The sequence below is a fragment of the Pseudomonas sp. TE24901 genome, assembly GCF_054058375.1.
Genome location: NZ_JBSSAF010000003.1, coordinates 161,974 through 182,281 on the forward strand (window position 1 = coordinate 161,974; position 20,308 = coordinate 182,281).

General features: G+C 61.2%; 14 protein-coding genes and 2 tRNA genes. 4 read left to right on the forward strand and 12 right to left on the reverse strand.

Annotated elements, in window-relative coordinates:
* Positions 1-95: 95 nt before the first annotated feature.
* The 11 genes from ACVWVP_RS06960 to rnr form a co-directional block, all read right to left on the reverse strand.
* Complete coding sequence (locus ACVWVP_RS06960) at positions 96-3,377, reverse strand: transglutaminase family protein (protein WP_259172649.1); 3,282 nt, start codon at positions 3,375-3,377, stop codon at positions 96-98.
* 188 nt (positions 3,378-3,565) lie between these two features.
* Positions 3,566-4,015 (reverse strand): hypothetical protein, encoded by a 450-nt coding sequence (locus ACVWVP_RS06965; protein ID WP_457404940.1) that lies wholly within the window; start codon positions 4,013-4,015, stop codon positions 3,566-3,568.
* Positions 4,012-4,932, reverse strand: coding sequence for an NAD synthetase (locus tag ACVWVP_RS06970; protein ID WP_176997121.1), 921 nt, complete (start codon positions 4,930-4,932; stop codon positions 4,012-4,014). The genes ACVWVP_RS06965 and ACVWVP_RS06970 overlap by 4 nt, the downstream gene beginning before the upstream one ends.
* A gap of 212 nt (positions 4,933-5,144) precedes the next feature.
* Entirely contained in the window at positions 5,145-7,448 is a 2,304-nt protein-coding gene (locus ACVWVP_RS06975; RefSeq protein ID WP_178918686.1) for a YgiQ family radical SAM protein, read from the reverse strand.
* A 191-nt stretch (positions 7,449-7,639) separates the two neighbouring features.
* Complete coding sequence (gene dnaB, locus ACVWVP_RS06980; RefSeq protein WP_016972593.1) at positions 7,640-9,037, reverse strand: replicative DNA helicase; 1,398 nt, start codon at positions 9,035-9,037, stop codon at positions 7,640-7,642.
* 110 nt (positions 9,038-9,147) lie between these two features.
* Positions 9,148-9,594 carry a 50S ribosomal protein L9 gene (gene rplI, locus ACVWVP_RS06985; protein WP_003171376.1) on the reverse strand — a complete coding sequence of 149 codons (447 nt, stop codon included), beginning with the start codon at positions 9,592-9,594 and terminating at the stop codon, positions 9,148-9,150.
* Positions 9,595-9,612: 18 nt separating this feature from the next.
* Positions 9,613-10,506, reverse strand: coding sequence for a YybS family protein (locus ACVWVP_RS06990; RefSeq protein ID WP_178918685.1), 894 nt, complete (start codon positions 10,504-10,506; stop codon positions 9,613-9,615).
* 36 nt (positions 10,507-10,542) lie between these two features.
* On the reverse strand, positions 10,543-10,773 hold the full coding sequence (gene rpsR / locus ACVWVP_RS06995) for a 30S ribosomal protein S18 (protein WP_002551829.1): 231 nt from the start codon (positions 10,771-10,773) through the stop codon (positions 10,543-10,545).
* Between the two features lie 28 nt (positions 10,774-10,801).
* On the reverse strand, positions 10,802-11,224 hold the full coding sequence (gene rpsF / locus ACVWVP_RS07000) for a 30S ribosomal protein S6 (protein ID WP_008035342.1): 423 nt from the start codon (positions 11,222-11,224) through the stop codon (positions 10,802-10,804).
* 325 nt (positions 11,225-11,549) lie between these two features.
* Positions 11,550-12,305 (reverse strand): 23S rRNA (guanosine(2251)-2'-O)-methyltransferase RlmB, encoded by a 756-nt coding sequence (gene rlmB / locus ACVWVP_RS07005; RefSeq protein WP_178918684.1) that lies wholly within the window; start codon positions 12,303-12,305, stop codon positions 11,550-11,552.
* The gene (rnr, locus tag ACVWVP_RS07010) at positions 12,302-14,938 is read right to left on the reverse strand and encodes a ribonuclease R (protein ID WP_178918683.1); all 2,637 of its coding nucleotides are present in this window, start codon (positions 14,936-14,938) and stop codon (positions 12,302-12,304) included. The genes rlmB and rnr overlap by 4 nt, the downstream gene beginning before the upstream one ends.
* 224 nt (positions 14,939-15,162) lie before the next feature.
* Between rnr and ACVWVP_RS07015 the strand changes: the two genes are divergently transcribed.
* The 4 genes from ACVWVP_RS07015 (at position 15,163) to ACVWVP_RS07030 (ending at position 18,247) form a co-directional block, all read left to right on the forward strand.
* Positions 15,163-15,249, forward strand: a tRNA-Leu gene (locus ACVWVP_RS07015).
* Positions 15,250-15,424: 175 nt separating this feature from the next.
* Positions 15,425-15,511 (forward strand) — tRNA-Leu (locus tag ACVWVP_RS07020).
* A gap of 145 nt (positions 15,512-15,656) precedes the next feature.
* Complete coding sequence (locus tag ACVWVP_RS07025) at positions 15,657-16,682, forward strand: iron ABC transporter substrate-binding protein (RefSeq protein WP_457404944.1); 1,026 nt, start codon at positions 15,657-15,659, stop codon at positions 16,680-16,682.
* Entirely contained in the window at positions 16,682-18,247 is a 1,566-nt protein-coding gene (locus ACVWVP_RS07030; RefSeq protein ID WP_457404946.1) for an ABC transporter permease, read from the forward strand. Before ACVWVP_RS07025 ends, ACVWVP_RS07030 begins: the two co-directional genes overlap by 1 nt.
* A 93-nt stretch (positions 18,248-18,340) precedes the next feature.
* Here the strand turns inward: ACVWVP_RS07030 and ACVWVP_RS07035 are convergent, their stop codons facing one another.
* Positions 18,341-20,275, reverse strand: coding sequence for a methyl-accepting chemotaxis protein (locus ACVWVP_RS07035; RefSeq protein WP_178918680.1), 1,935 nt, complete (start codon positions 20,273-20,275; stop codon positions 18,341-18,343).
* Positions 20,276-20,308: the final 33 nt, after the last annotated feature.

Consider the following 20,308-nt stretch of genomic DNA (forward strand, 5'->3'; position numbering starts at 1 on the left):
AACACTGCAAATCCCTGTGCGGCCCCGGCTTTTGTAGTGAGCGAGCTTGCCTCGCGCGGGGCAAGCCCGCTCACTACAAAAGCCGGGCAATACCGCTATGGGTGAAAACGCCGTAGATCGAGGGTCATCGGCAACTCATCGTTGATCACCACGGCGGGCACCGGTTGCTTCCCGGGGGTGTGCCCCAAGCGGAAAAACCTCGCCATGCGTCGGCTCTCCGCTTCGTTGGCATTCACCGGCAGGCTGTCGTAATTGCGCCCCCCCGGATGGGCCACGTGATACTGGCAGCCCCCCAGCGAGCGTTGCATCCAGGTGTCGAGCACATCGAACACCAACGGCGCATGCACAGGGATAGTCGGTTGCAGGCAGTTGGCCGGTTGCCAGGCGCGATAGCGCACGCCCGCGACGAACTCACCCACCCGCCCGGTGGCGTGCAGCGGCACCGGGACGCCGTTGCAGGTCAGCAGGTAGCGTTGCGGCGCCAGCCCGGTGAGCTTGACTTGCAGGCGCTCCAGGGATGAATCCACGTAGCGCACCGTGCCACCCACCGCGCCCTCCTCGCCCAGCACATGCCAAGGCTCCAGGGCCTGGCGCAGCTCCAGTTCGATCCCACTGACGGCATAGTCGCCGACCTTGGGAAAGCGGAACTCCAGGTGCGCCGCAAACCATTCGGCACGCAGTGGGTAACCGGCGGCGTTGAGTTCGACGATCACGTCGGCAAAGTCTTGCTCGATAAAATGGGGCAGCAGGAAACGGTCATGCAGCTCTGTGCCCCAGCGCGCCAGCTTCGGTGGCGCATAGGGTTCGCGCCAGAAGCGCGCGACCAGCGCACGCAAGAGCAACTGTTGGGTCAGGCTCATGCGCGCATGGGGCGGCATTTCAAAGGCGCGCAGCTCCAGCAGGCCCAGGCGACCGGTGGCGCCATCCGGCGAGTAGAGTTTGTCGATGCAGAATTCGGCGCGGTGGGTATTGCCCGTCACGTCGATCAGCAGGTTGCGCAGCAGGCGGTCCACCAACCACGGCGGGCAGTCCTCACCCGGGGCCGGCATTTGCGCGAAGGCGATCTCCAGCTCATACAGCGCATCGTTACGGGCCTCATCCACCCGAGGTGCCTGGGACGTCGGGCCGATAAACAGGCCGGAAAACAGGTACGACAAAGAGGGATGGTTATGCCAATAACTGATCAAGCTGCGCAGCAGATCAGGCCGACGCAAGAACGGTGAATCCTTGGGCGTGGCGCCGCCCAGCACGAAGTGGTTGCCGCCACCGGTGCCGGTGTGGCGCCCGTCGATCATGAATTTTTCCGTGGTGAGGCGGGTTTGCCGCGCCTCTTCGTAGAGAAATTCGGTGCGCTCCACCAACTCGTCCCACGTCGCGGACGGCTGCACATTCACTTCGATCACACCCGGGTCCGGGGTCACACGGAAGTTGCTCAGGCGTGTATCGGCCGGCGGCTCGTAGCCCTCCAGCAGCACCGGGCAATGCAGTTCTTCGGCCGTGGCCTCGATGGCGGCCACCAGCTCAAGGTAATCCTCGACGCGCTCCAGGGGCGGCATGAACAGGTACAAGCGCCCTGCCCGGGCTTCGGCGCATAGCGCGGTGCGGGTCAGCCAGTCAGCGGACTGGTCCACCTTCGGCACGCGCTCATCACTCGGCGCGGGTTCGTCGTGGGTTTGCAACTGGGCCGTGGTCGGCAGCTCTGGCAGATCCTGATTGGGGTCGGTGGGATGCACGAACGGGTATTCAGCCGCCGTCACCCACGGCTGCGACGCCAACGGCAGGCGATAGCCCAGCGGCGAGTCACCTGGCACCAGGCGGCAGTGATTGTCCCGCAGGTACCAGCGCCCACTCTGCCAACGGTCATTGGCCGCCGTGCGCGCCAGCGGCAGCACTTGGCCGATGACTTTATCCAGGCCCTGGCTGAACACTTTGCGCAGGCGTTCGCGCTCCAGATCGTCGCTCAGGCGTGGGTCCTGGGCGGTGACGTTTTGCGGCAACGCACCTTCGCGCCACAGGTAGTAGAAGTTGTCCTCATAGGCCGGGAACACAAAGCGCGCCGGCAGCTTCAGGCGCTCGGCGACGCTGGCCAAGAAACGCCCGGCCATCTCGCCATCGGCGCCGTAGTCCTCTTGTTCATCGGCAATCAGCGCGCTGTTGTGCCAGATCGGCACACCGTCGCGGCGCCAGTAGCAGTTGAGCGACCAGCGCGGCAATTGCTCGCCGGGGTACCACTTGCCCTGGCCGAAGTGCACCAGGCCCTTGGGTGCGTAATGCTTGCGCATGCGCTGGAACAGCTCGGCAGACAAGCGTCGCTTGTCTGGCCCAAGGGCGGCGGTGTTCCACTCGGCGCCGTCGGGGTCATCAATGGACACGAAGGTCGGCTCGCCGCCCATGGTCAGGCGCACATCGTCCTTGAGCAGGTCGCCGTCAATCTGCCGGCCAAGGGCCTGGATCGCCAGCCATTGTTCTTCGGTGTAAGGCTTGGTGACGCGCGGCGCCTCCCAAATTCGCTCAACCGACATCTCGTGGGTGAATTCGCACTCGCAGGGCTCCACCAACCCACTGATCGGCGCGGCAGACGAGGGATCAGGACTACAGGCCAACGGGATATGCCCTTCACCGGCGAACAGGCCCGAGGTGGCATCCAGGCCGATCCAGCCGGCACCGGGCAAATATACCTCACACCAGGCGTGCAGGTCGGTGAAGTCCACTTCCGTGCCGGAAGGACCGTCGAGGGCTTTGACGTCGGCGGTGAGCTGGATCAAGTAACCCGAGACAAACCGCGCCGCCAGCCCCAGGTTGCGCAGGATCTGCACCAGCAACCACGCCGAATCACGGCAGGAACCGGAGGCGTTCTCCAGGGTGAATTCCGGGGTTTGCACGCCCGGCTCCATGCGGATCAGGTAGCCAATGTCGGCGGCCAGGCGCTGATTGAGGCCCACCAGGAAATCCACCGCAGGCAAGGGCGTGCGGTCGATACCCGCCAGGTAGGCGGCGAACTTCGGCGTCAACGGCAGGGTTTCCAGGTACGGCGCTAGCTCGCGCTGCTCATCGGCGGCGTAGCTGAAGGGGATTTTTTCGGCGTAGGGCTCCAGGAAAAAGTCGAACGGGTTGAACACCGCCATCTCGGCGACCAGGTCGACTTCGATACGCAGTTCGTCGGTCTTTTCCGGGAACACCAGGCGCGCCAGGTAGTTGCCTTGGGGGTCTTGCTGCCAATTGATGAAATGCTGCTCGGGCAGCACTTTCAGCGCGTAGGACAGAATCCGCGTGCGGCTATGGGCGGCCGGGCGCAACCGCACGATCTGTGGGCCGAGTTCGACAGCGCGGTCATAGCGGTAATGCGTAACGTGGTGCAACGCGACATGAATCGACACGGCGGCCTCCTGCGAGCCAGGGCATGGGAACAAAGCGCGCAAGACTTATGCCAGAGCGGCCGTCATTGCGCTTTATCGTGAGACCCGGTGCAGTACAGCACCAAAACGGCGCCGAGGGCGGTGCCATGGTGCAAGTGACGCACATATTTGTGGCGCGGGTGTGAAGGAGGAGTGGGGAATCTACCCAATCACAGGGATTTTTGGCGGGCAATCACGGCTTCACGCAGGTGACGCACTTCGCGCAGCTTCTGACGCATTTCGCGATGGCGCTGGCTGTTGAGCAGTAGCAGCCCGAGTAACGGGAACAGCAAGCCCAAGCCATACATGAGCCGGTGCGGTTGATCACTGAAGGTTGGCAATACACCCAGAAAGCAGAGCCCCAGTAGCCCCACCAGCGGCCATACCCACTGCGGACGTCCACGGGCAATCATGAAGTTGCAATGCACAATCACCAAGGTGAGTGCTATGCCTCCCAGGAAGGAATACTTGGCGTTCTCCTCCATGGAAAGGCTGGGTAAATAACTGTCGAAAAACTGCGGCACCGCAAACACCAAGGTAAAAATGGAGGCAAATATCGCCCCCATGAAGACCGGAAAATAGGTCGATAGAAAGCTGCGAATACTGGGAAATTCACTCATTGATCAGCTTCCTCATACAACCCCACGGCAATCGTGCGCACGTTCCCTGATACCGCGCTGCCGGTGAACCCGATGGCAGCGCCCAAGGCATCCTTGATTTGCGTCACAGTCGCGTGCTTGACCTCGGTGGGTGTGAACCGTTTTGGCAGCTCGCCCGACAGTTGCTTCAACTTGATCATCTTCGACGTCAGGCGTGGATCGTTGATGCTCAATAACTCCTTCGTGAGTTTGGCACGCTCCTGGCGGTTCAAGCCACGCAGCACCTCTCTCACACTTTTCCCGGTGGTCGCCTTGTTCAGCCGGACCAGTTTGAGCGTCGTCAGCGACGATGCACCCACCCCGACCAACGAGGCGGCATCCAGCGCAATCATGGTGTATTGGTACCACTCTTCGCTGTCGAGCTGATCATTCTTGGCCGGGTTGCGGATTTCATTGACAGTGCGATAGCCACTGGCAAAACACTGCACTGAGCTGGCTGCGGCGGCAGTGTAGCCGAGTGCCACGACTACCGAACTGGCCCCCGCCGAAAACGGAACCGCGACGGAACCACTGAGCACCACAATCCATCCGATCACCGCTCCGGCACACGACAAGGTGGTATTGACCGCTTCGCCCACTAATCGCGATTCGCGTGGGTTGTCTTGCACCTGCTGGGCGAATTGCGTCGGTGCGATGTACTTCTGCGCCTCACGCAGGATCAACCGCTTGGGCGCGATGCTGCAGATGGGTTGGAATTCGCGCAGGGTAACCACGTTGAAATCGGCGTCGATGTACACGACACCCGCGCCGACGATGGCGGGATCGGCGTCGATGGCCGCAAACAGGCGCGGCAGGTTGATCTGGCTTTCAATGCGCTGGCGCGCCATGAATTGGGAGCGGTTGGAGTCCATGCCGATGGAGGCCAGAGGGTTGCCCATAAGTGTTCTTCCTTGAGGATGATGTTGGCCATACTGGCCTCATCGCGGGCAAGCCCGGCTCCCACAATTTAACCGTGTGAATCCGATCAACTGTGGGAGCTGGCTTGCCTGCGATGGCGATTCAATGGGCGCCACCTTAACAAACAGGCTCGCCAGCGAATAGAAAGCAAAACGCCAGCACGAGGCTGGCGTTTTGCTCATTCAGGCTGCGATCAACGCGGCACGACCGGCTTGCGTGCAGGCTTGCCGCCCTTGCCCTTGGCGGCATCGCTGCGCTCCTTGGCGGCCTGCTTGTTGCGGGCCTGGGCCGCGGCCTTGGCTTGTTCGCGCTTGTCCCACGGGTTGCTGCCATCACTGCCACGCGGCGGCAAGCCGGTGTGCTGGGTGAGGATCCTGGTGGTGGTTTCCTTGGCGACCTTGTGGCTGCCAGCCGGCGTCGAGTTCTTGCGACGGGCGCTCTGGTAGCTGTCGGTGTTCGGCTGGTGCAGTGGAATCAACTGGTCCTTGCCCGGCCCGATCAAGTCGGCGCGGCCCATGCGGGTCAGCGCTTCGCGTAGCATCGGCCAGCCTTTCGGGTCGTGGTAGCGCAGGAACGCCTTGTGCAGGCGGCGCTGCTCCTCGCTCTTGACGATGGTCACCGCGTCGCTCTTGTACGTGACCTTGCGCAGCGGGTTCTTACCCGAGTGGTACATCGCAGTGGCGGTGGCCATCGGCGACGGGTAGAACGCCTGCACCTGGTCAGCACGGAAGCCGTTGCCCTTGAGCCACAGCGCCAGGTTCATCATGTCTTCATCGGTGGTGCCCGGGTGGGCCGCGATGAAGTACGGGATCAGGTACTGCTCCTTGCCCGCTTCCTTGGTGTACTTCTCGAACATGCGCTTGAACTTGTCATAGCTGCCAATGCCCGGCTTCATCATCTGGTTGAGCGGACCTTCCTCGGTATGTTCCGGGGCGATCTTCAGGTAGCCACCGACGTGGTGGGTAACCAGCTCTTTGACGTACTCCGGCGACTCCACGGCGAGGTCGTAGCGCAGGCCGGAGGCGATCAGAATCTTCTTCACACCCGGCAACGCACGGGCGCTGCGGTACAACTGGATCAACGACGAGTGGTCGGTGTTCAGGTTCGGGCAGATGCCCGGGAACACGCACGACGGCTTGCGGCACGCGGATTCGATTTCCGGGCTCTTGCAGGCGATGCGGTACATGTTTGCGGTCGGGCCGCCGAGGTCGGAGATCACACCGGTAAAGCCCGGGACCTTGTCGCGGATCTCTTCGATCTCGCGAATGATCGACTCTTCGGAACGGTTCTGGATGATGCGGCCTTCGTGCTCGGTAATGGAGCAGAAGGTGCAGCCGCCGAAACAGCCACGCATGATGTTCACCGAGAAACGGATCATGTCGTAGGCCGGGATCTTCTCCTTGCCATACGCCGGGTGCGGAACCCGGGCGTAGGGCATGCCGAACACGTAGTCCATTTCTTCGGTGGTCATCGGAATGGGCGGCGGGTTGAACCACACATCCACTTCACCGTGCTTCTGCACCAGGGCGCGGGCGTTACCCGGGTTGGTTTCCAGGTGCAGCACGCGGTTGGCGTGGGCATAGAGCACCGCGTCGTTGCGCACTTTCTCGACCGACGGCAGGCGAATCACGGTCTTGTCGCGGGTCATCTTCGGGCTGGCCAAAATCTGCACGACCTTGGCTTCTTCCGGATCGTCCTGCGGCCCCTTTTCCTGCTCGATGGCGCAGGCCTGGGTGTCCTGGGTATTCACGTACGGGTTGATGATCTTGTCGATCTTGCCCGGACGGTCAATACGGGTGGAGTCCACTTCGTACCAGCCCACCGGCGTGTCACGGCGGATGAACGCGGTGCCGCGCACGTCGGTGATGTCTTCAATCTTGTGACCCCACGACAGGCGCTGGGCAACTTCGACAATCGCACGCTCGGCGTTGCCGTACAGCAGGATGTCGGCGGTGGCGTCGATCAGGATCGAGTTGCGCACGCGGTCCTGCCAGTAGTCGTAGTGGGCGATGCGGCGCAGGGAGGCTTCGATGCCACCAAGTACGATCGGTACGTTCTTGTAGGCTTCCTTGCAACGCTGGCTGTACACCAGGCTGGCGCGGTCCGGGCGTTTGCCAGCCATGCCGCCAGGGGTGTAGGCGTCGTCGGAACGGATTTTCTTGTCGGCGGTGTAGCGGTTGATCATCGAGTCCATGTTGCCGGCCGCGACGCCGAAGAACAGGTTCGGCTCGCCGAGCTTCATGAAGTCGTCTTTGGACTGCCAGTTCGGCTGGGCAATGATCCCGACGCGGAAGCCCTGGGACTCCAGCAGCCGGCCGATGATCGCCATGCCGAACGAAGGGTGGTCAACGTAGGCATCACCAGTGACGATGATGATGTCGCAGGAATCCCAGCCAAGCTGATCCATCTCCTCCCTGCTCATGGGCAGGAATGGCGCTGGACCGAAACATTCGGCCCAGTACTTGGGATAGTCAAATAACGGCTTGGCTGTTTGCATGACGGTGACCGGTGTTGAGATGAAAAATCGCGGGCGCGGAATATAGCACAAATTTTGACCAATTCCGACGGCAGCAGTCGGAATTGTGGAGAAGCCATCGCGGGCAAGCCCGCTCCCACATTTGAAGGTAGTTGCAGTCCAAGTGTGGGAGCGGGCTTGCCCGCGATGAGGCCCTTACAGGCGCAGGAGCACTACTCGTCGTCGTCGAAGTTGTAACTGCCCGGCGCGAGGTTCTCGAAGCGGGTGTACTTGCCGATGAACGCCAGGCGGATAAAGCCGATCGGGCCGTTCCGCTGCTTGCCGATGATGATCTCGGCAATGCCTTTGTGTTCGGTCTCGGGGTGATACACCTCGTCGCGGTACACAAACATGATCACGTCGGCGTCCTGCTCGATCGCACCCGATTCCCGCAAGTCGGAGTTCACCGGGCGCTTGTTGGGACGTTGTTCCAGGGAACGGTTGAGCTGGGACAACGCCACTACCGGGCAGTTGAATTCCTTGGCCAGGGCCTTGAGGGACCGGGAAATCTCGGAAATCTCGTTGGTACGGTTGTCACCGCTGGAACCCGGGATCTGCATCAACTGCAGGTAGTCGATCATGATCAGGGCGATGTCGCCGTGCTCACGCACCAGGCGGCGGGTACGCGCGCGCATCTCGGAGGGGCTGATGCCCGCGGTGTCATCGATGAACAGCTTGCGGTCGTTGAGCAGGTTGACCGCCGACGTCAGGCGCGGCCAGTCGTCGTCTTCGAGTTGGCCGGAACGCACCTTGGTCTGGTCGATACGGCCCAGGGACGACAGCATCCGCATGATCAGCGATTCACCTGGCATCTCCAGGGAGTACACCAGCACGGCCTTGTCGCTGCGCAACACGGCGTTTTCCACCAGGTTCATCGCAAAGGTGGTCTTACCCATGGACGGACGGCCGGCGACGATGATCAAGTCGGCGGGCTGCAGGCCGCTGGTCTTCTCGTCGAGGTCGGTGTAGCCGGTGGAAATACCGGTGATGGCCGCATCGGTGTTGAACAGCGTGTCGATACGGTCGATGGCCTTGGTCAACAGCTCGTTGACGCCCACCGGACCGCCGGTTTTCGGGCGGGCTTCGGCGATCTGGAAGATCTGGCGCTCGGCTTCGTCGAGGATCTCTTCGGCGGTTCGGCCTTCGGGGTTGAAGGCACTGTCGGCGATCTCGGTGCTGATGCCGATCAACTGGCGCAGCGTGGCGCGCTGGCGCACGATCTGGGCATAGGCCTTGATGTTGGCGACGGACGGCGTGTTTTTCGCCAGCTCGCCGAGGTAGCCCAGGCCGCCGACCTGGGAGGTCTGGCCTTCCTTGTCCAGCTGTTCGGCCAGGGTCACCACGTCGATGGGCGAGTTCTGGTCGGCCAGCTTGGCGATGGCGCGGAAGATCAGGCGGTGGTCATGGCGATAGAAGTCACCGTCCGAAACTTGATCCAGCACGCGTTCCCAGGCGTTGTTGTCCAGCATCAAGCCACCGAGCACGGCCTGTTCGGCCTCGATGGAATGCGGCGGCACCTTCAGGGCAGCGGTTTGCAGATCGTATTGCTCAGGAGCTGAAATATCGTTCATGGCCACTTGGAATTTGGGGTGTGTAGAAAAACAAAAGGCACGACCTGTAAACAGGATCGTGCCCGATGTTAACCGCCTGGCACGCGAGGTGCCAGTCAGTTAGGTGCGGCTTAAGCTGCTACCACGACAACGCGTACGGTGGCTTCAACTTCGGCGTGCAGGTGCACGGCTACGTCGAATTCGCCTACGTTGCGGATGGTGCCGTTCGGCAGACGAACTTCGCTCTTCTGCACTTCAACGCCGGAGGCGGTCAGTGCATCAGCGATGTCGTGGGTGCCGATCGAACCGAACAGCTTGCCTTCGTCACCAGCGGTGGCAGTGATAGTCACTTCCAGCTCAGCCAGTTGGGCAGCGCGAGTTTCGGCCGACGCTTTTTTGTCTGCTGCTGCTTTTTCCAGCTCAGCACGACGCTCTTCAAACGCAGCCAGGTTGGCAGCGGTTGCAGCGGTGGCTTTGCCGTATGGCAGCAGGTAGTTACGACCGTAGCCGGCCTTAACGTTCACTTTGTCGCCCAGGTTGCCCAGGTTGGCGACTTTTTCCAGAAGGATCAGTTGCATGTGAAAATCCTCTAACTTTTAACCTTCACCGTTCGCGTTATCGGCGTCTTTCGGCGCCAGACGACCGCGAAAATCAATCAGGCCGTCGACAATGGCCAAGACCACGAGTAACGGATAGATCAGCTGCATGAACAGCAACAGCGTGACGTACAACCCCACCAGCCAGAACTTGGCCAGGCGCTTTCGCGCAACCAGCCCATGAATCAAGGCCAGCCCGGCAAACACCAGCGGTACGCTGCAAATCGGCGCCAGCAAGGCCATCTGTGGACCGAAGTTCGGCCCGACAACCATGCACGCCAGCAGCAACATCGCCGGCCCCGCGGGAATTCTGATACTGCGAAACTCGCGACCAAAACCACCCGGGTTATACAACAACGCCTGCCAATAACGCCCAAGAATCAGGCTCAGCACGCTGACGACCTGCAACAATGCCGCAATCAGGCCGGTCAGGACCGGGGCAATCAGTGACGCAAACCGCGCTCGCTCATCTACCGTCAACTGCTGGTAGAGATCCCCGAGGGCCAGCGGCAGGATCTTGACGATCTCTTGTGCCAGCGCCTCGATTTGCGGGCGGAAAGCCGCGCCAAGCATCACTGAATACACCAAACCCAATGCCACGCTGACCAGCAGCGTGCGGACCCAGGACTCACTTGCGCGTAAAACCAACGCAAGGCTCGATGACCCCAGCAGTACCAGAAGTACCCGTGGATCACCGAATTGCAGCCACCAGATCAAGGCCGGCAACAATCCCAGGGCAAGAACGCCAAGGGCGTCCTTCAAACCGCGCCGCAGCAGCACAAGGCAACCTGCGGCAGCACCCAACCAATAAAGCAACGGCAATGCCGCACATCCAGCCACTACCAGAGTGGCCTGCACGCGACCGCGCATGATGAACTCAGCTAAGGCGCGCATGCATTCAATCCCTTACTACTTGTCGACTGCCCGGTCTCAGCGGCCGTGGCTGTCGGTGTAGGCCAGCAGGGCCAGGAAGCGGGCGCGCTTGATAGCGGTGGCCAGCTGACGCTGATAACGAGCTTTGGTACCGGTGATGCGGCTTGGAACGATTTTGCCGGTCTCGGATACGTAGGCTTTCAGAGTGTTGAGATCTTTGTAATCGATCTCTTTCACGTCTTCAGCGGTGAAGCGGCAGAATTTACGACGACGGAAGAAACGTGCCATTTGATAGGCTCCTTAAAAGGTCCGTGGATTACTCGTCAGCGTTATCGCTGTTGTCGCTGTCATCACCATCAACGCCTTCGGCGTCGGAGTGCTCAGGACGGTCGCGACGCTCACGGCGCTCACTGCGGTTTTCTTCAGCCTTGAGCATCTCGGATTGGCCGGTAACGGCTTCTTCGCGACGGATGACCAGGTTACGGATCACTGCATCGTTGTAGCGGAAGTTGTCTTCCAGCTCGGCCAGGGCCTTGCCAGTGCACTCAACGTTCAGCATCACGTAGTGAGCCTTGTGAACATTGTTGATTGCGTAGGCCAGTTGACGACGGCCCCAATCTTCCAGACGGTGGATTTTGCCGCCGTCTTCTTCGATCAGCTTGGTGTAACGCTCAACCATGCCGCCGACTTGCTCGCTTTGATCCGGGTGGACCAAAAAGATGATTTCGTAATGACGCATGAATGCTCCTTACGGGTTGTAGCCTGCCGCTCAAAAACGGTCAGACAAGGAGTGAATGACACTTATGGATCTTGCCGCAGGGAGGCACATAGGTACCTGCCAGGAAGGCAAGGGGCGCAATTGTAGAGAAGGGGGAGAAAGGGCGCAAGGTGATTGGTGATTATTTGAACAATCTACCAATCGTCACAAACCCCATTGCAGGAGCCGGCCTTTGTGGAAGCCGGGCTTGCCCGCGATGCAGGCACCTCGGTCTTTCAGCATTACCGAGGTGATGCTATCGCAGGCAAGCCAGCTCCCACACAAGCCGGCGCCTACAGGGAGGGGATTACTTCTTGGTCTTGGCCTTGGCGCCGCGCTGGCGCTGGGCTTCGAACAGGCACACGCCGGTGGCGACCGACACGTTGAGGCTGCTGACGCTGCCAGCCATCGGCAGGTGCACCAGGTAGTCGCAATGCTCACGGGTCAGGCGGCGCATGCCTTTGCCTTCGGCTCCCATGATCAGGATGGTCGGGCCAGTGAGGTCCTGGTCATAAATGCTGACCTCAGCCTCCCCCGCCGTGCCCACGACCCACAGGCCGCGCTGCTGGAGTTTCTCCAGGGTGCGCGCGAGGTTGGTCACGGCGACCAACGGAATCACTTCCGCCGCGCCGCAGGCCACCTTACGCACCACGGGCGTCAGGGTGGCGGACTTGTCTTTTGGCACGATCACCGCCAGCGCACCGGCAGCATCCGCCGAACGCAAGCAGGCACCGAGGTTGTGCGGGTCGGTCACGCCGTCCAGCACCAGCAACAGCGGCGCACCTTCGGTACGGTCGAGCAGTTCGTCGAGCATGGCCTCACCCCAGACCTGGCTCGGGCTGACGTCCGCCACCACGCCCTGGTGGACGCCTTCGACCCACGCATCCATCTCGCGACGCTCGGCCTGGCCGATGGCAACCTTGTTTTGGGTAGCCAGCTCGACCAGCGCCTGTACGCGCGGTTCGCTGCGACCTTCTGCCAACCACACCTGCTTGACGCGCTTAGGGTGGTGACGCAGCAGTGCTTCTACGGCGTGCACGCCGTAGATTTTTTCCAGACTCATGACTTGGCCTTAGGTTTGCGCGACCCGCCGCTCTTGGCAGGGGCCGAACCCGCTTTTGGCGGGCCTTTACGGTGTTTGCTCGGTTTGCCCGACGGTTTTTCCGACCCGTGGGACTTTCCCCCAGACGCCGCTTTACCACCGCTTTTGGCTTCGTTGAGCAACTGCTGCTTCAACTCACGGCTCTTGCGCACTTCGGCGTTTTTCGCCGCCGCGTCGCTTGGGCGGTAGGCTTCAGGGGCCTTGTCCTTGGCAGAAGAGCGGCGAGCCGGCTTGGCTGGCGCAGGCTCGGTGGCAGCTGCTTTCGCAGGAGCGTCTTTGCCCTTAGCGGCCGGCGTCGCGGTTTTGCTGCCGCGGTTTTTACGGTTGCCAGGCGATTCGGCCGGTTTGTCGGACATGCCGAAGTCGATCTTGCGCTCGTCGAGGTCGACGCGCATGACCTGTACTTCCACCGTATCGCCCAAACGGAAGCTGCGACCGGTGCGCTCGCCCGCCAAGCGGTGATGCACAGGGTCGAAATGGTAGTAGTCACCCGGCAAGGCAGTGACATGCACCAGGCCTTCGACATAGATATCGGTCAATTCGACGAACAGACCAAAGCCGGTCACGGCCGTGATCACGCCCGGGAACGATTCGCCCACGCGGTCTTTCATGAACTCGCACTTGAGCCAGTTCACCACGTCGCGGGTGGCTTCGTCGGCACGGCGCTCGCTCATCGAGCACTGCTCGCCCAACTGCTCCAGGGCCGCTTCGTCGTACGGATAGATCCGCGCCTTCGGAATGGTCATGGCGCCAGCACGCTTGACGTGCGGGGTGTTCTGCTTGGAATGGATCACGCTGCGGATGGCGCGGTGCGTAAGCAGGTCCGGATAACGACGGATCGGCGAGGTGAAGTGGGTGTACGCCTCGTAATTCAGGCCGAAGTGGCCCTGATTATCCGCGCTGTACACCGCCTGGCTCAGGGATCGCAGCATCACGGTCTGGATCACGTGGTAATCCGGACGATCCTTGATGCTGGCCAGCAGAGCCTGGTAATCCTTCGGCGTCGGGCCGTCCTTGCCTTTGTGCAGGGACAGGCCGAGCTCGCCAAGGAACGCACGCAGTTTTTCCAGGCGCTCCGGCGGCGGGCCGTCGTGCACGCGGTACAACGCAGGAATTTCGTGCTTTTTCAGGAACTCAGCGGTGGCCACGTTGGCCGCCAGCATGCATTCCTCGATCAGCTTGTGCGCGTCGTTGCGCGTCGTCGGGGTGATCGCGGCGATCTTGCGCTCGGAACCGAAGACAATCCGGGTTTCCTGGGTTTCAAAATCGATCGCGCCACGGGTATGACGGGCGCCCAGCAGTACCTTGTAGAGCGCATAGAGCTGCTTGAGGTGCGGTACCACGCCGGCGTATTCGCCACGCAAGGCCTTGGCTTCGCTGGTCTTCGGTGTTTCCAGGATGGTGCTGACCTTGTTGTAGGTCAGGCGTGCCTGGGAGTGGATCACCGCTTCGTAGAACTGGTAGTCGGTCATTTCGCCGGTTTTCGAGATAGTCATCTCGCACACCATGGCCAAACGGTCGACTTTCGGGTTCAGGGAGCACAGGCCGTTGGACAATTCCTCCGGCAGCATCGGAATCACGCGCTCGGGGAAGTACACCGAGTTGCCACGCACCTGGGCCTCGGCGTCCAGGGCCGAACCGATCTTCACGTAGCTGGAGACGTCGGCAATCGCCACGTACAACTTCCAGCCACCGGAGAACAGGCGCAGCTTGCCTGGCTTGGCTTCGCAGTAAACGGCATCGTCGAAGTCGCGGGCGTCTTCACCGTCGATGGTGACAAACGGCAGATGGCGCAGGTCGATGCGCTTCTCTTTGTCCTTCTCTTCCACTTCGGGCTTGAGCTTGCGTGCTTCTTTGACGACAGCTTCAGGCCAGACGTGCGGGATATCGTAGGTGCGCAGCGCCACATCGATTTCCATGCCCGGCGCCATGTAGTTGCCGACCACTTCGATCACGTCACCCTGCGGCTGGAAGCGCGGGGTTGGCCAGTGGGTGATCTTCACCTCGACGAACTGGCCGATCTTGGCATTGGCGTTGCGACCCGGGGTGATCAGCACTTCCTGCTGCACCTTGGGGTTATCCGGCACGACAAAGCCGATACCGCCTTCTTCGAAGTAACGCCCCACGATGGTCTCGTGACCACGGGACACCACTTCGACGATCACGCCTTCACGACGACCGCGACGGTCGAGGCCGGAAACGCGCGCCAAAGCACGGTCACCGTCGAACACCAGGCGCATTTGCGCCGGGCTCATGAACAGGTCATCGCTGCCGTCGTCCGGGATCAGGAAGCCAAAGCCATCACGGTGACCGGCGATGCGGCCCAGGATCAGGTCGAGCTTGTCCACGGGCGCGTAGGTGCCACGGCGGGTGTAGATCAGTTGTGCGTCGCGCTCCATGGCGCGCAGGCGGCGGCGCAGCGCTTCGAGTTGGTCTTCGGTGGTCAGACCGAATTCTTCAACCAGTTGCTCGCGGCTAGCAGGCGAACCCCGATCGGCGAGATGCGCCAGGATCAGTTCGCGGCTAGGAATAGGGTTTTCATATTTTTCCGCTTCACGAGCGGCCTCGGGATCGAGGGACTGCCAATCGGCCATTAGAGAGTTTTCACCTTGTCTATATGCGGGTTAGTTTGGCATACGCGTATTGAAACGGGAAATTTCAGGCATCAACAAGCGTTTAAAAGCCCTTTCCAGCCCCCGCGGCGCACCTTGCATGACCATTGGCGAAAAATTCCAGGCTTTTTTCATGGCAGGGGTTTACAGCTCAAAATCCGCTCCGTATAGTGCGCGCCATCGACGACGGCAACGTTGTTGATGCTGCCCAGGTGGTGAAATTGGTAGACACGCCAGCTTCAGGTGCTGGTGATCGCAAGGTCGTGGAAGTTCGAGTCTTCTCCTGGGCACCAATTTCAAACTCAAGGTTATGCCTTGAGTCTCCAGAAACCCGCGAAAGCGGGTTTTTGCGTTTCAGGCCTTTGATTTTTAACGAGATTTTTGATTTATATTTTCGAATCAGGGGTTTACAGATCAAAAAGCCCTCCGTATAGTTCGCTCCATCAACAGCGCAAGCGCTGCTGACAAGCCCAGGTGGTGAAATTGGTAGACACGCCAGCTTCAGGTGCTGGTGACCTTACGGTCGTGGAAGTTCGAGTCTTCTCCTGGGCACCACATTCAGATCAAACCCGCGAAAGCGGGTTTTTTCGTTTCCGGGGTTTGAAAACTTATTCCCCCGATTCCCTCCTCGTCCGCACCTGAGAAACTTTATCGTTTATCCTTGCAACGATTTGTTGCACTCAAGTGAGGAACACCCCGGATGATGATCCGCGATACCCGTCTCAAGACATCCCTTCTGCGTGGCCTGACCATCACTCTGCTCGGCCTGACCCTGCTCTCTCCCACCGCCTACTCCGCCGACAAAGTCTCCCTGACCCTGTACAACGGCCAGCATAAAGAAGTTGGCGACGAACTCGCCAAGGCCTTCGAAGCCAAGACCGGCATTCACGTCAACGTGCGCAAAGGCAGCAGCAACCAGCTGGCCAGCCAAGTCGTGGAAGAAGGCGACCGCTCCCCTGCCGACGTGATCTACACCGAAGAATCGCCGCCTCTGAACAAACTCGGCGAACAAGGCCTGCTGGCCAAGATCGACGCCAGCACCCTCGACATACTGCCCAAGGATTACGTAGGTGCCAATGGCGACTGGATGGGCGTGACCGCACGCACCCGCGTCGTGGCCTTCAACCCGAAATTGATCGCCGAGAAAGACCTGCCCAAGTCCGTAATGGATTTCGCCGGCCCCGAGTGGCAAGGCAAGGTCGGCTTCGTGCCCACCAGCGGCGCCTTCCAGGAGCAGGCCGTGGCGATCATCAAGTTGCACGGTCGTGAAGCGGCCGAAGAATGGCTGACCGGCCTGCGCGCATTCGGCAAGGTGTACAGCAACAACATGGTCGCCCTCAAAGCCGTGGAAAACGGCGAAGTGGCCACCGTGCTGGTGAACAACTACTACTGGTTCGCCCTGAAGAAAGAAAAAACCAACCTGGACTCCCAACTGCACTACTTCACCAACGGCGATGTCGGCGGCCTGATCACCGTGTCGTCCGCCGCCGCGCTCAAATCCAGCAAGCACCCCAAGGAAGCCCAGCAATTGCTGGCGTTCATGGCCAGTGAAGAAGGCCAGCGCGTGATCACCAATACCTCGGCCGAATACCCGTTGCGCAAGGGCATGGAATCCAACCGCGGCCTCAAGCCTTTCAGCGAACTGCAACCACCGAAAGTCACCCCGGCGGACCTTGGCAATGCTGAAGAAGCCCTGGACCTGGAACGTGACGTTGGCTTGAACTGATGACCCCATCGTTGACCGCCCCCACCCTGCGTGGGGGCTTGAGCCCCAGGCGCAAACGCCCGTCGATCTGGCTGCTGCTGCCAGTACTGTTGCTGGTGGGCCTCAGCCTGCTGCCGCTGGTGTATGTCGGGCTCAAAGCGTGGCAAGCCGGCTGGGCGCAGGCCCTGCACCTGTTGTGGCGGCCTTATGTCTTCGGGCTGCTGCGCAACACCCTGGCGCTGATGGTCGGGGTCACAGTGACTTGCGGCGTGATCGGCCTGTCGCTGGCCTGGCTGCTGGAACGCAGCAACCTGCCGGGGCGGCGCATCTGGGGTGTGATTCTGTGCCTGCCGTTTGCGGTGCCGGCGTTTGTCAGCAGCTTTACTTGGGTGTCGCTCAGCGCGAATTTCGAAGGCCTGGGCGGCGCGATCCTGGTGATGAGCCTGTCCAAATACCCGCTGGTGTTTCTGCCGGTGGCGGCGACATTGCGCAATCTTGACCCTTCCCTGGAAGAATCGGCCCGCACCCTGGGACTGAATCGCTGGGGCGTGTTTTTGCGCGTTACGCTGCCACTGCTGTGGCCTTCGCTACTGGCCGGTGCACTGCTGATCGCGCTGCACATGCTGGTGGAATTCGGCGCCCTGTCGATCATCGGCCTGCAGACCTTCACCACGGCGATCTACCAGCAATTTGAACTGGAATTCAGCAATGCCAACGCCGCGATGCTGTCGGCGGTGCTGCTGGTGATGTGCCTGACCCTGCTGTGGCTGGAGTTGCGCGTGCGCGGCAAAGGCCGACACGTGCGCATCGGCCAGGGCGCGGCGCGGCACGCCGAACAAGTAAGGCTGGGCAAGTGGGCGCCGCTAGGGCAACTCTATTGTCTGGTGCTGGCAATCATCGGCAGCGGTATACCGCTGGGGATGCTCGGCTACTGGCTGGCCGTGGGTTCGTCGGCAGCGTTTCCGGCTGCCGAGATCGGTGAGGCGCTGCTGTCATCACTGGCGCTGTCTCTGGGGGGCGCGGCGTTGTGCCTGGTGCTGGCGGTACCTGTCGGGCTGTTGGTGGTGCGCTATAAAGGCCCGTTGGCGATCTGGGCTGAACGCCTGCCTTACTTGCTGCACGCCCTGCCCGGCCTGGTGATTGCGCTGACACTGGTGTATTTCGCCCTGCATTACGTGCCGGCGCTGTATCAGACCTCGGCACTGCTGTTGATCGCTTATGCGCTGCTGTTTTTGCCGCTGGCCCAGGCGCCGATCCGTACGGCGCTGAACAAGGCTGCTCCGCAGCTTGAAGAGGCTGCACGCACGCTGGGGGCTTCATCGTTCAGTGCGTTTTGCCGGGTGACCTTACCGATTATTTTCCCGGCGCTCGGCGCTGCATTTGCATTGGTATTCCTGGATGCGATGAAGGAATTGACCGCGACGTTGCTGCTTAGCCCGACAGGGTTGAATACATTGGCGACAGCGGTGTGGGCGCATACCTCGAATGTAGAGTTTGCGGCGGCGGCGCCTTATGCGGCGCTGTTGATTCTAGTGTCAGGGTTGCCGGTGTATTTGCTCACGACTCGGATGTATCTGAGCCGTTGAGATCGCTTTTGCGAGCAAGCCCGCTCCCGCATTTTGAAATGCATTCCAAATGTGGGAGCGGGCTTGCTCACGAAGGGGCCGGCACTGACGACGCTAAGCCCTGAACTGCCCCAGACTCGCCTTCAACTGCGCCGCCAACCCATCCAGCACCTTGCCACTGGCCGTGGTTTCCACCACCGCCTGCGCCGCCCGCTCGGCCTGGGCATGGATCACCTCGACCCGACCACGCACCGCATGGGCGCCCTGAGCCTGATGTTCGGCCGCACGCGTCGCCAAACCAATCGCCGCATGCACCTGCTCCACCGAAGCCTGCACCGTCTGTTGCAGCCGCACGCTTTCACGCAGCACCAGCAACCCTTCACTGGCCTGGCGCCCGGCCTTGCCGATGGTCTCCACTGCCTCACGCGCACCTTGCTGCAACGCCACGATATGCGCCTGGATGTCGCCGGTGGAGCTTTGGGTCTTGCTCGCCAACGCACGCACCTCGTCTGCCACTACGGCAAAGCCGCGCCCGGTTTCACCAGCGCGCGCCGCTTCGATTGCCGCATTGAGGGCCAGCAGGTTGGTTTGCTCGGCAATGCCATGGATCACCGTCAACACCACTTCAATCTGCTCGCTTTGCTGCGCGAGCCGCTCGATCACTGTGGACCCAGCCTGCACCTGCCCTGCCAACGCTTCGATCAAACTGCCGACTTCCGCCGAAGTGCGTGAGTTCTCATCCGTGGCCTGGCGAATATCCACCACCTGTTGCAACGCCGCCTGCATGGCGTGGCTTTCAGCCTGGGCTTCATCGGCCATTTGCGACAGCGCACGCAAGCTCTCGGCCACTTCATCGCGCTGCAAGCCAGCCGCTGCATCAGCACCGGCATTGCGTAAGGTCAAGGCGCCGATTTCCACGCCGGTGCGCTGGGCCACATCCCCCGCTTCGCGCACGATCGGCTGCAACTTATCCACAAAGCGATTGACGGCCGACGCCATGTCGCCGATTTCGTCTTTGCTGCTAATCTGCACACGCTTGGTCAGGTCGCCCTCGCCCGCCGCCAAGTCATCCATGGCCGCAATGAGCAGCTTCAAACGGTTGACCACACGACGCCCCAGCACGATGGCGATCAACAGCAACACACCAAAACCGACCAACGCCAGGCCCATGCCGATGCGCCAGCGCAAGGTACCAGCGGCGTCCTGTACGGCACTGGTGGTGTTGGCGGTCATCTGGGTGGCAGTGGCTTGCGCAGATTGCAGGCGCGCGCCCATGGCCGCAGCACTGTCGGCCGCTGCGCCCTTGAGGCTGTCACCCACTAACTGGTCGCCGCTGGCGATCAGCGCGGCGAAGCGCTTGTCCAGCGCAGCCAAATCGGCCTCCACCGCCGCAGTGGAAACACCCATGCGCACCTTCCCGATCTCCACGCCGTTGGGGCTGATGGACGCTTCGACGTAGAACACGGAAGGGTCATCTTTCGCCGCATCCAGCACTTTATCCAGGGCGCGGTCGCCCTTGCCCTTTTCCAGCAGCGCCTGGTTGATGGGGTTTTCACGATTGAGGTAGCGGGTCAAATGCTCGCCCGCCGCGTCGTCGTAGACCACGAACAGTACGTTGGGGTTGCGCTGGGCACGCCGAGCAAACTCCGACAGCGTCGGTACATCGCTGTCCCACATGGCCCGGGGCGCCACCGAAGCCAGCAGTTGCGCCATGTCATTGGCAGAGTCTTTCAGGTCTTTTTCCAGGGTCGCACGCAGTTGCTTCTGCTCTTCCTGCAGGCGAGTCGAAAGCCCCGCAGTCAGGCGCTGACGGGTACTGGTCGATAGGCTGTCCAGGCTGGACGTCACTTCCTTGCCAGCTTGCGCCAGCTCGCCAGACAGCTTCTGGCTGTCGATACCCAGGCGATTGCCCAGATCCGCTTCCAACGCAGTGACGGTGCTCCGCGTCAGGGCGACGGCCACCAGCACTTGCACCAAAAGAGCGATACCTAGGGTAACGAACACCGGCCGCAACAGCCGGCTTTGTAACAATGAGAGAACGGCAGACACAGGGAATCCCTCCATCACGGGTGCCATTAATTT

What these genes read in the sequence shown, in the direction of transcription:
- ACVWVP_RS06965 (WP_457404940.1), bottom strand. Translation starts at nt 4,015, where the DNA reads ATGAGTGAATTTCCCAGTATTCGCAGCTTTCTATCGACCTATTTTCCG.
- ACVWVP_RS06970 (WP_176997121.1), bottom strand. Translation starts at nt 4,932, where the DNA reads ATGGGCAACCCTCTGGCCTCCATCGGCATGGACTCCAACCGCTCCCAA.
- ACVWVP_RS06975 (WP_178918686.1), bottom strand. Translation starts at nt 7,448, where the DNA reads ATGCAAACAGCCAAGCCGTTATTTGACTATCCCAAGTACTGGGCCGAA.
- dnaB (WP_016972593.1), bottom strand. Translation starts at nt 9,037, where the DNA reads ATGAACGATATTTCAGCTCCTGAGCAATACGATCTGCAAACCGCTGCC.
- rplI (WP_003171376.1), bottom strand. Translation starts at nt 9,594, where the DNA reads ATGCAACTGATCCTTCTGGAAAAAGTCGCCAACCTGGGCAACCTGGGC.
- ACVWVP_RS06990 (WP_178918685.1), bottom strand. Translation starts at nt 10,506, where the DNA reads ATGCGCGCCTTAGCTGAGTTCATCATGCGCGGTCGCGTGCAGGCCACT.
- rpsR (WP_002551829.1), bottom strand. Translation starts at nt 10,773, where the DNA reads ATGGCACGTTTCTTCCGTCGTCGTAAATTCTGCCGCTTCACCGCTGAA.
- rpsF (WP_008035342.1), bottom strand. Translation starts at nt 11,224, where the DNA reads ATGCGTCATTACGAAATCATCTTTTTGGTCCACCCGGATCAAAGCGAG.
- rlmB (WP_178918684.1), bottom strand. Translation starts at nt 12,305, where the DNA reads ATGAGTCTGGAAAAAATCTACGGCGTGCACGCCGTAGAAGCACTGCTG.
- rnr (WP_178918683.1), bottom strand. Translation starts at nt 14,938, where the DNA reads ATGGCCGATTGGCAGTCCCTCGATCCCGAGGCCGCTCGTGAAGCGGAA.
- ACVWVP_RS07025 (WP_457404944.1), top strand. Translation starts at nt 15,657, where the DNA reads ATGATGATCCGCGATACCCGTCTCAAGACATCCCTTCTGCGTGGCCTG.
- ACVWVP_RS07030 (WP_457404946.1), top strand. Translation starts at nt 16,682, where the DNA reads ATGACCCCATCGTTGACCGCCCCCACCCTGCGTGGGGGCTTGAGCCCC.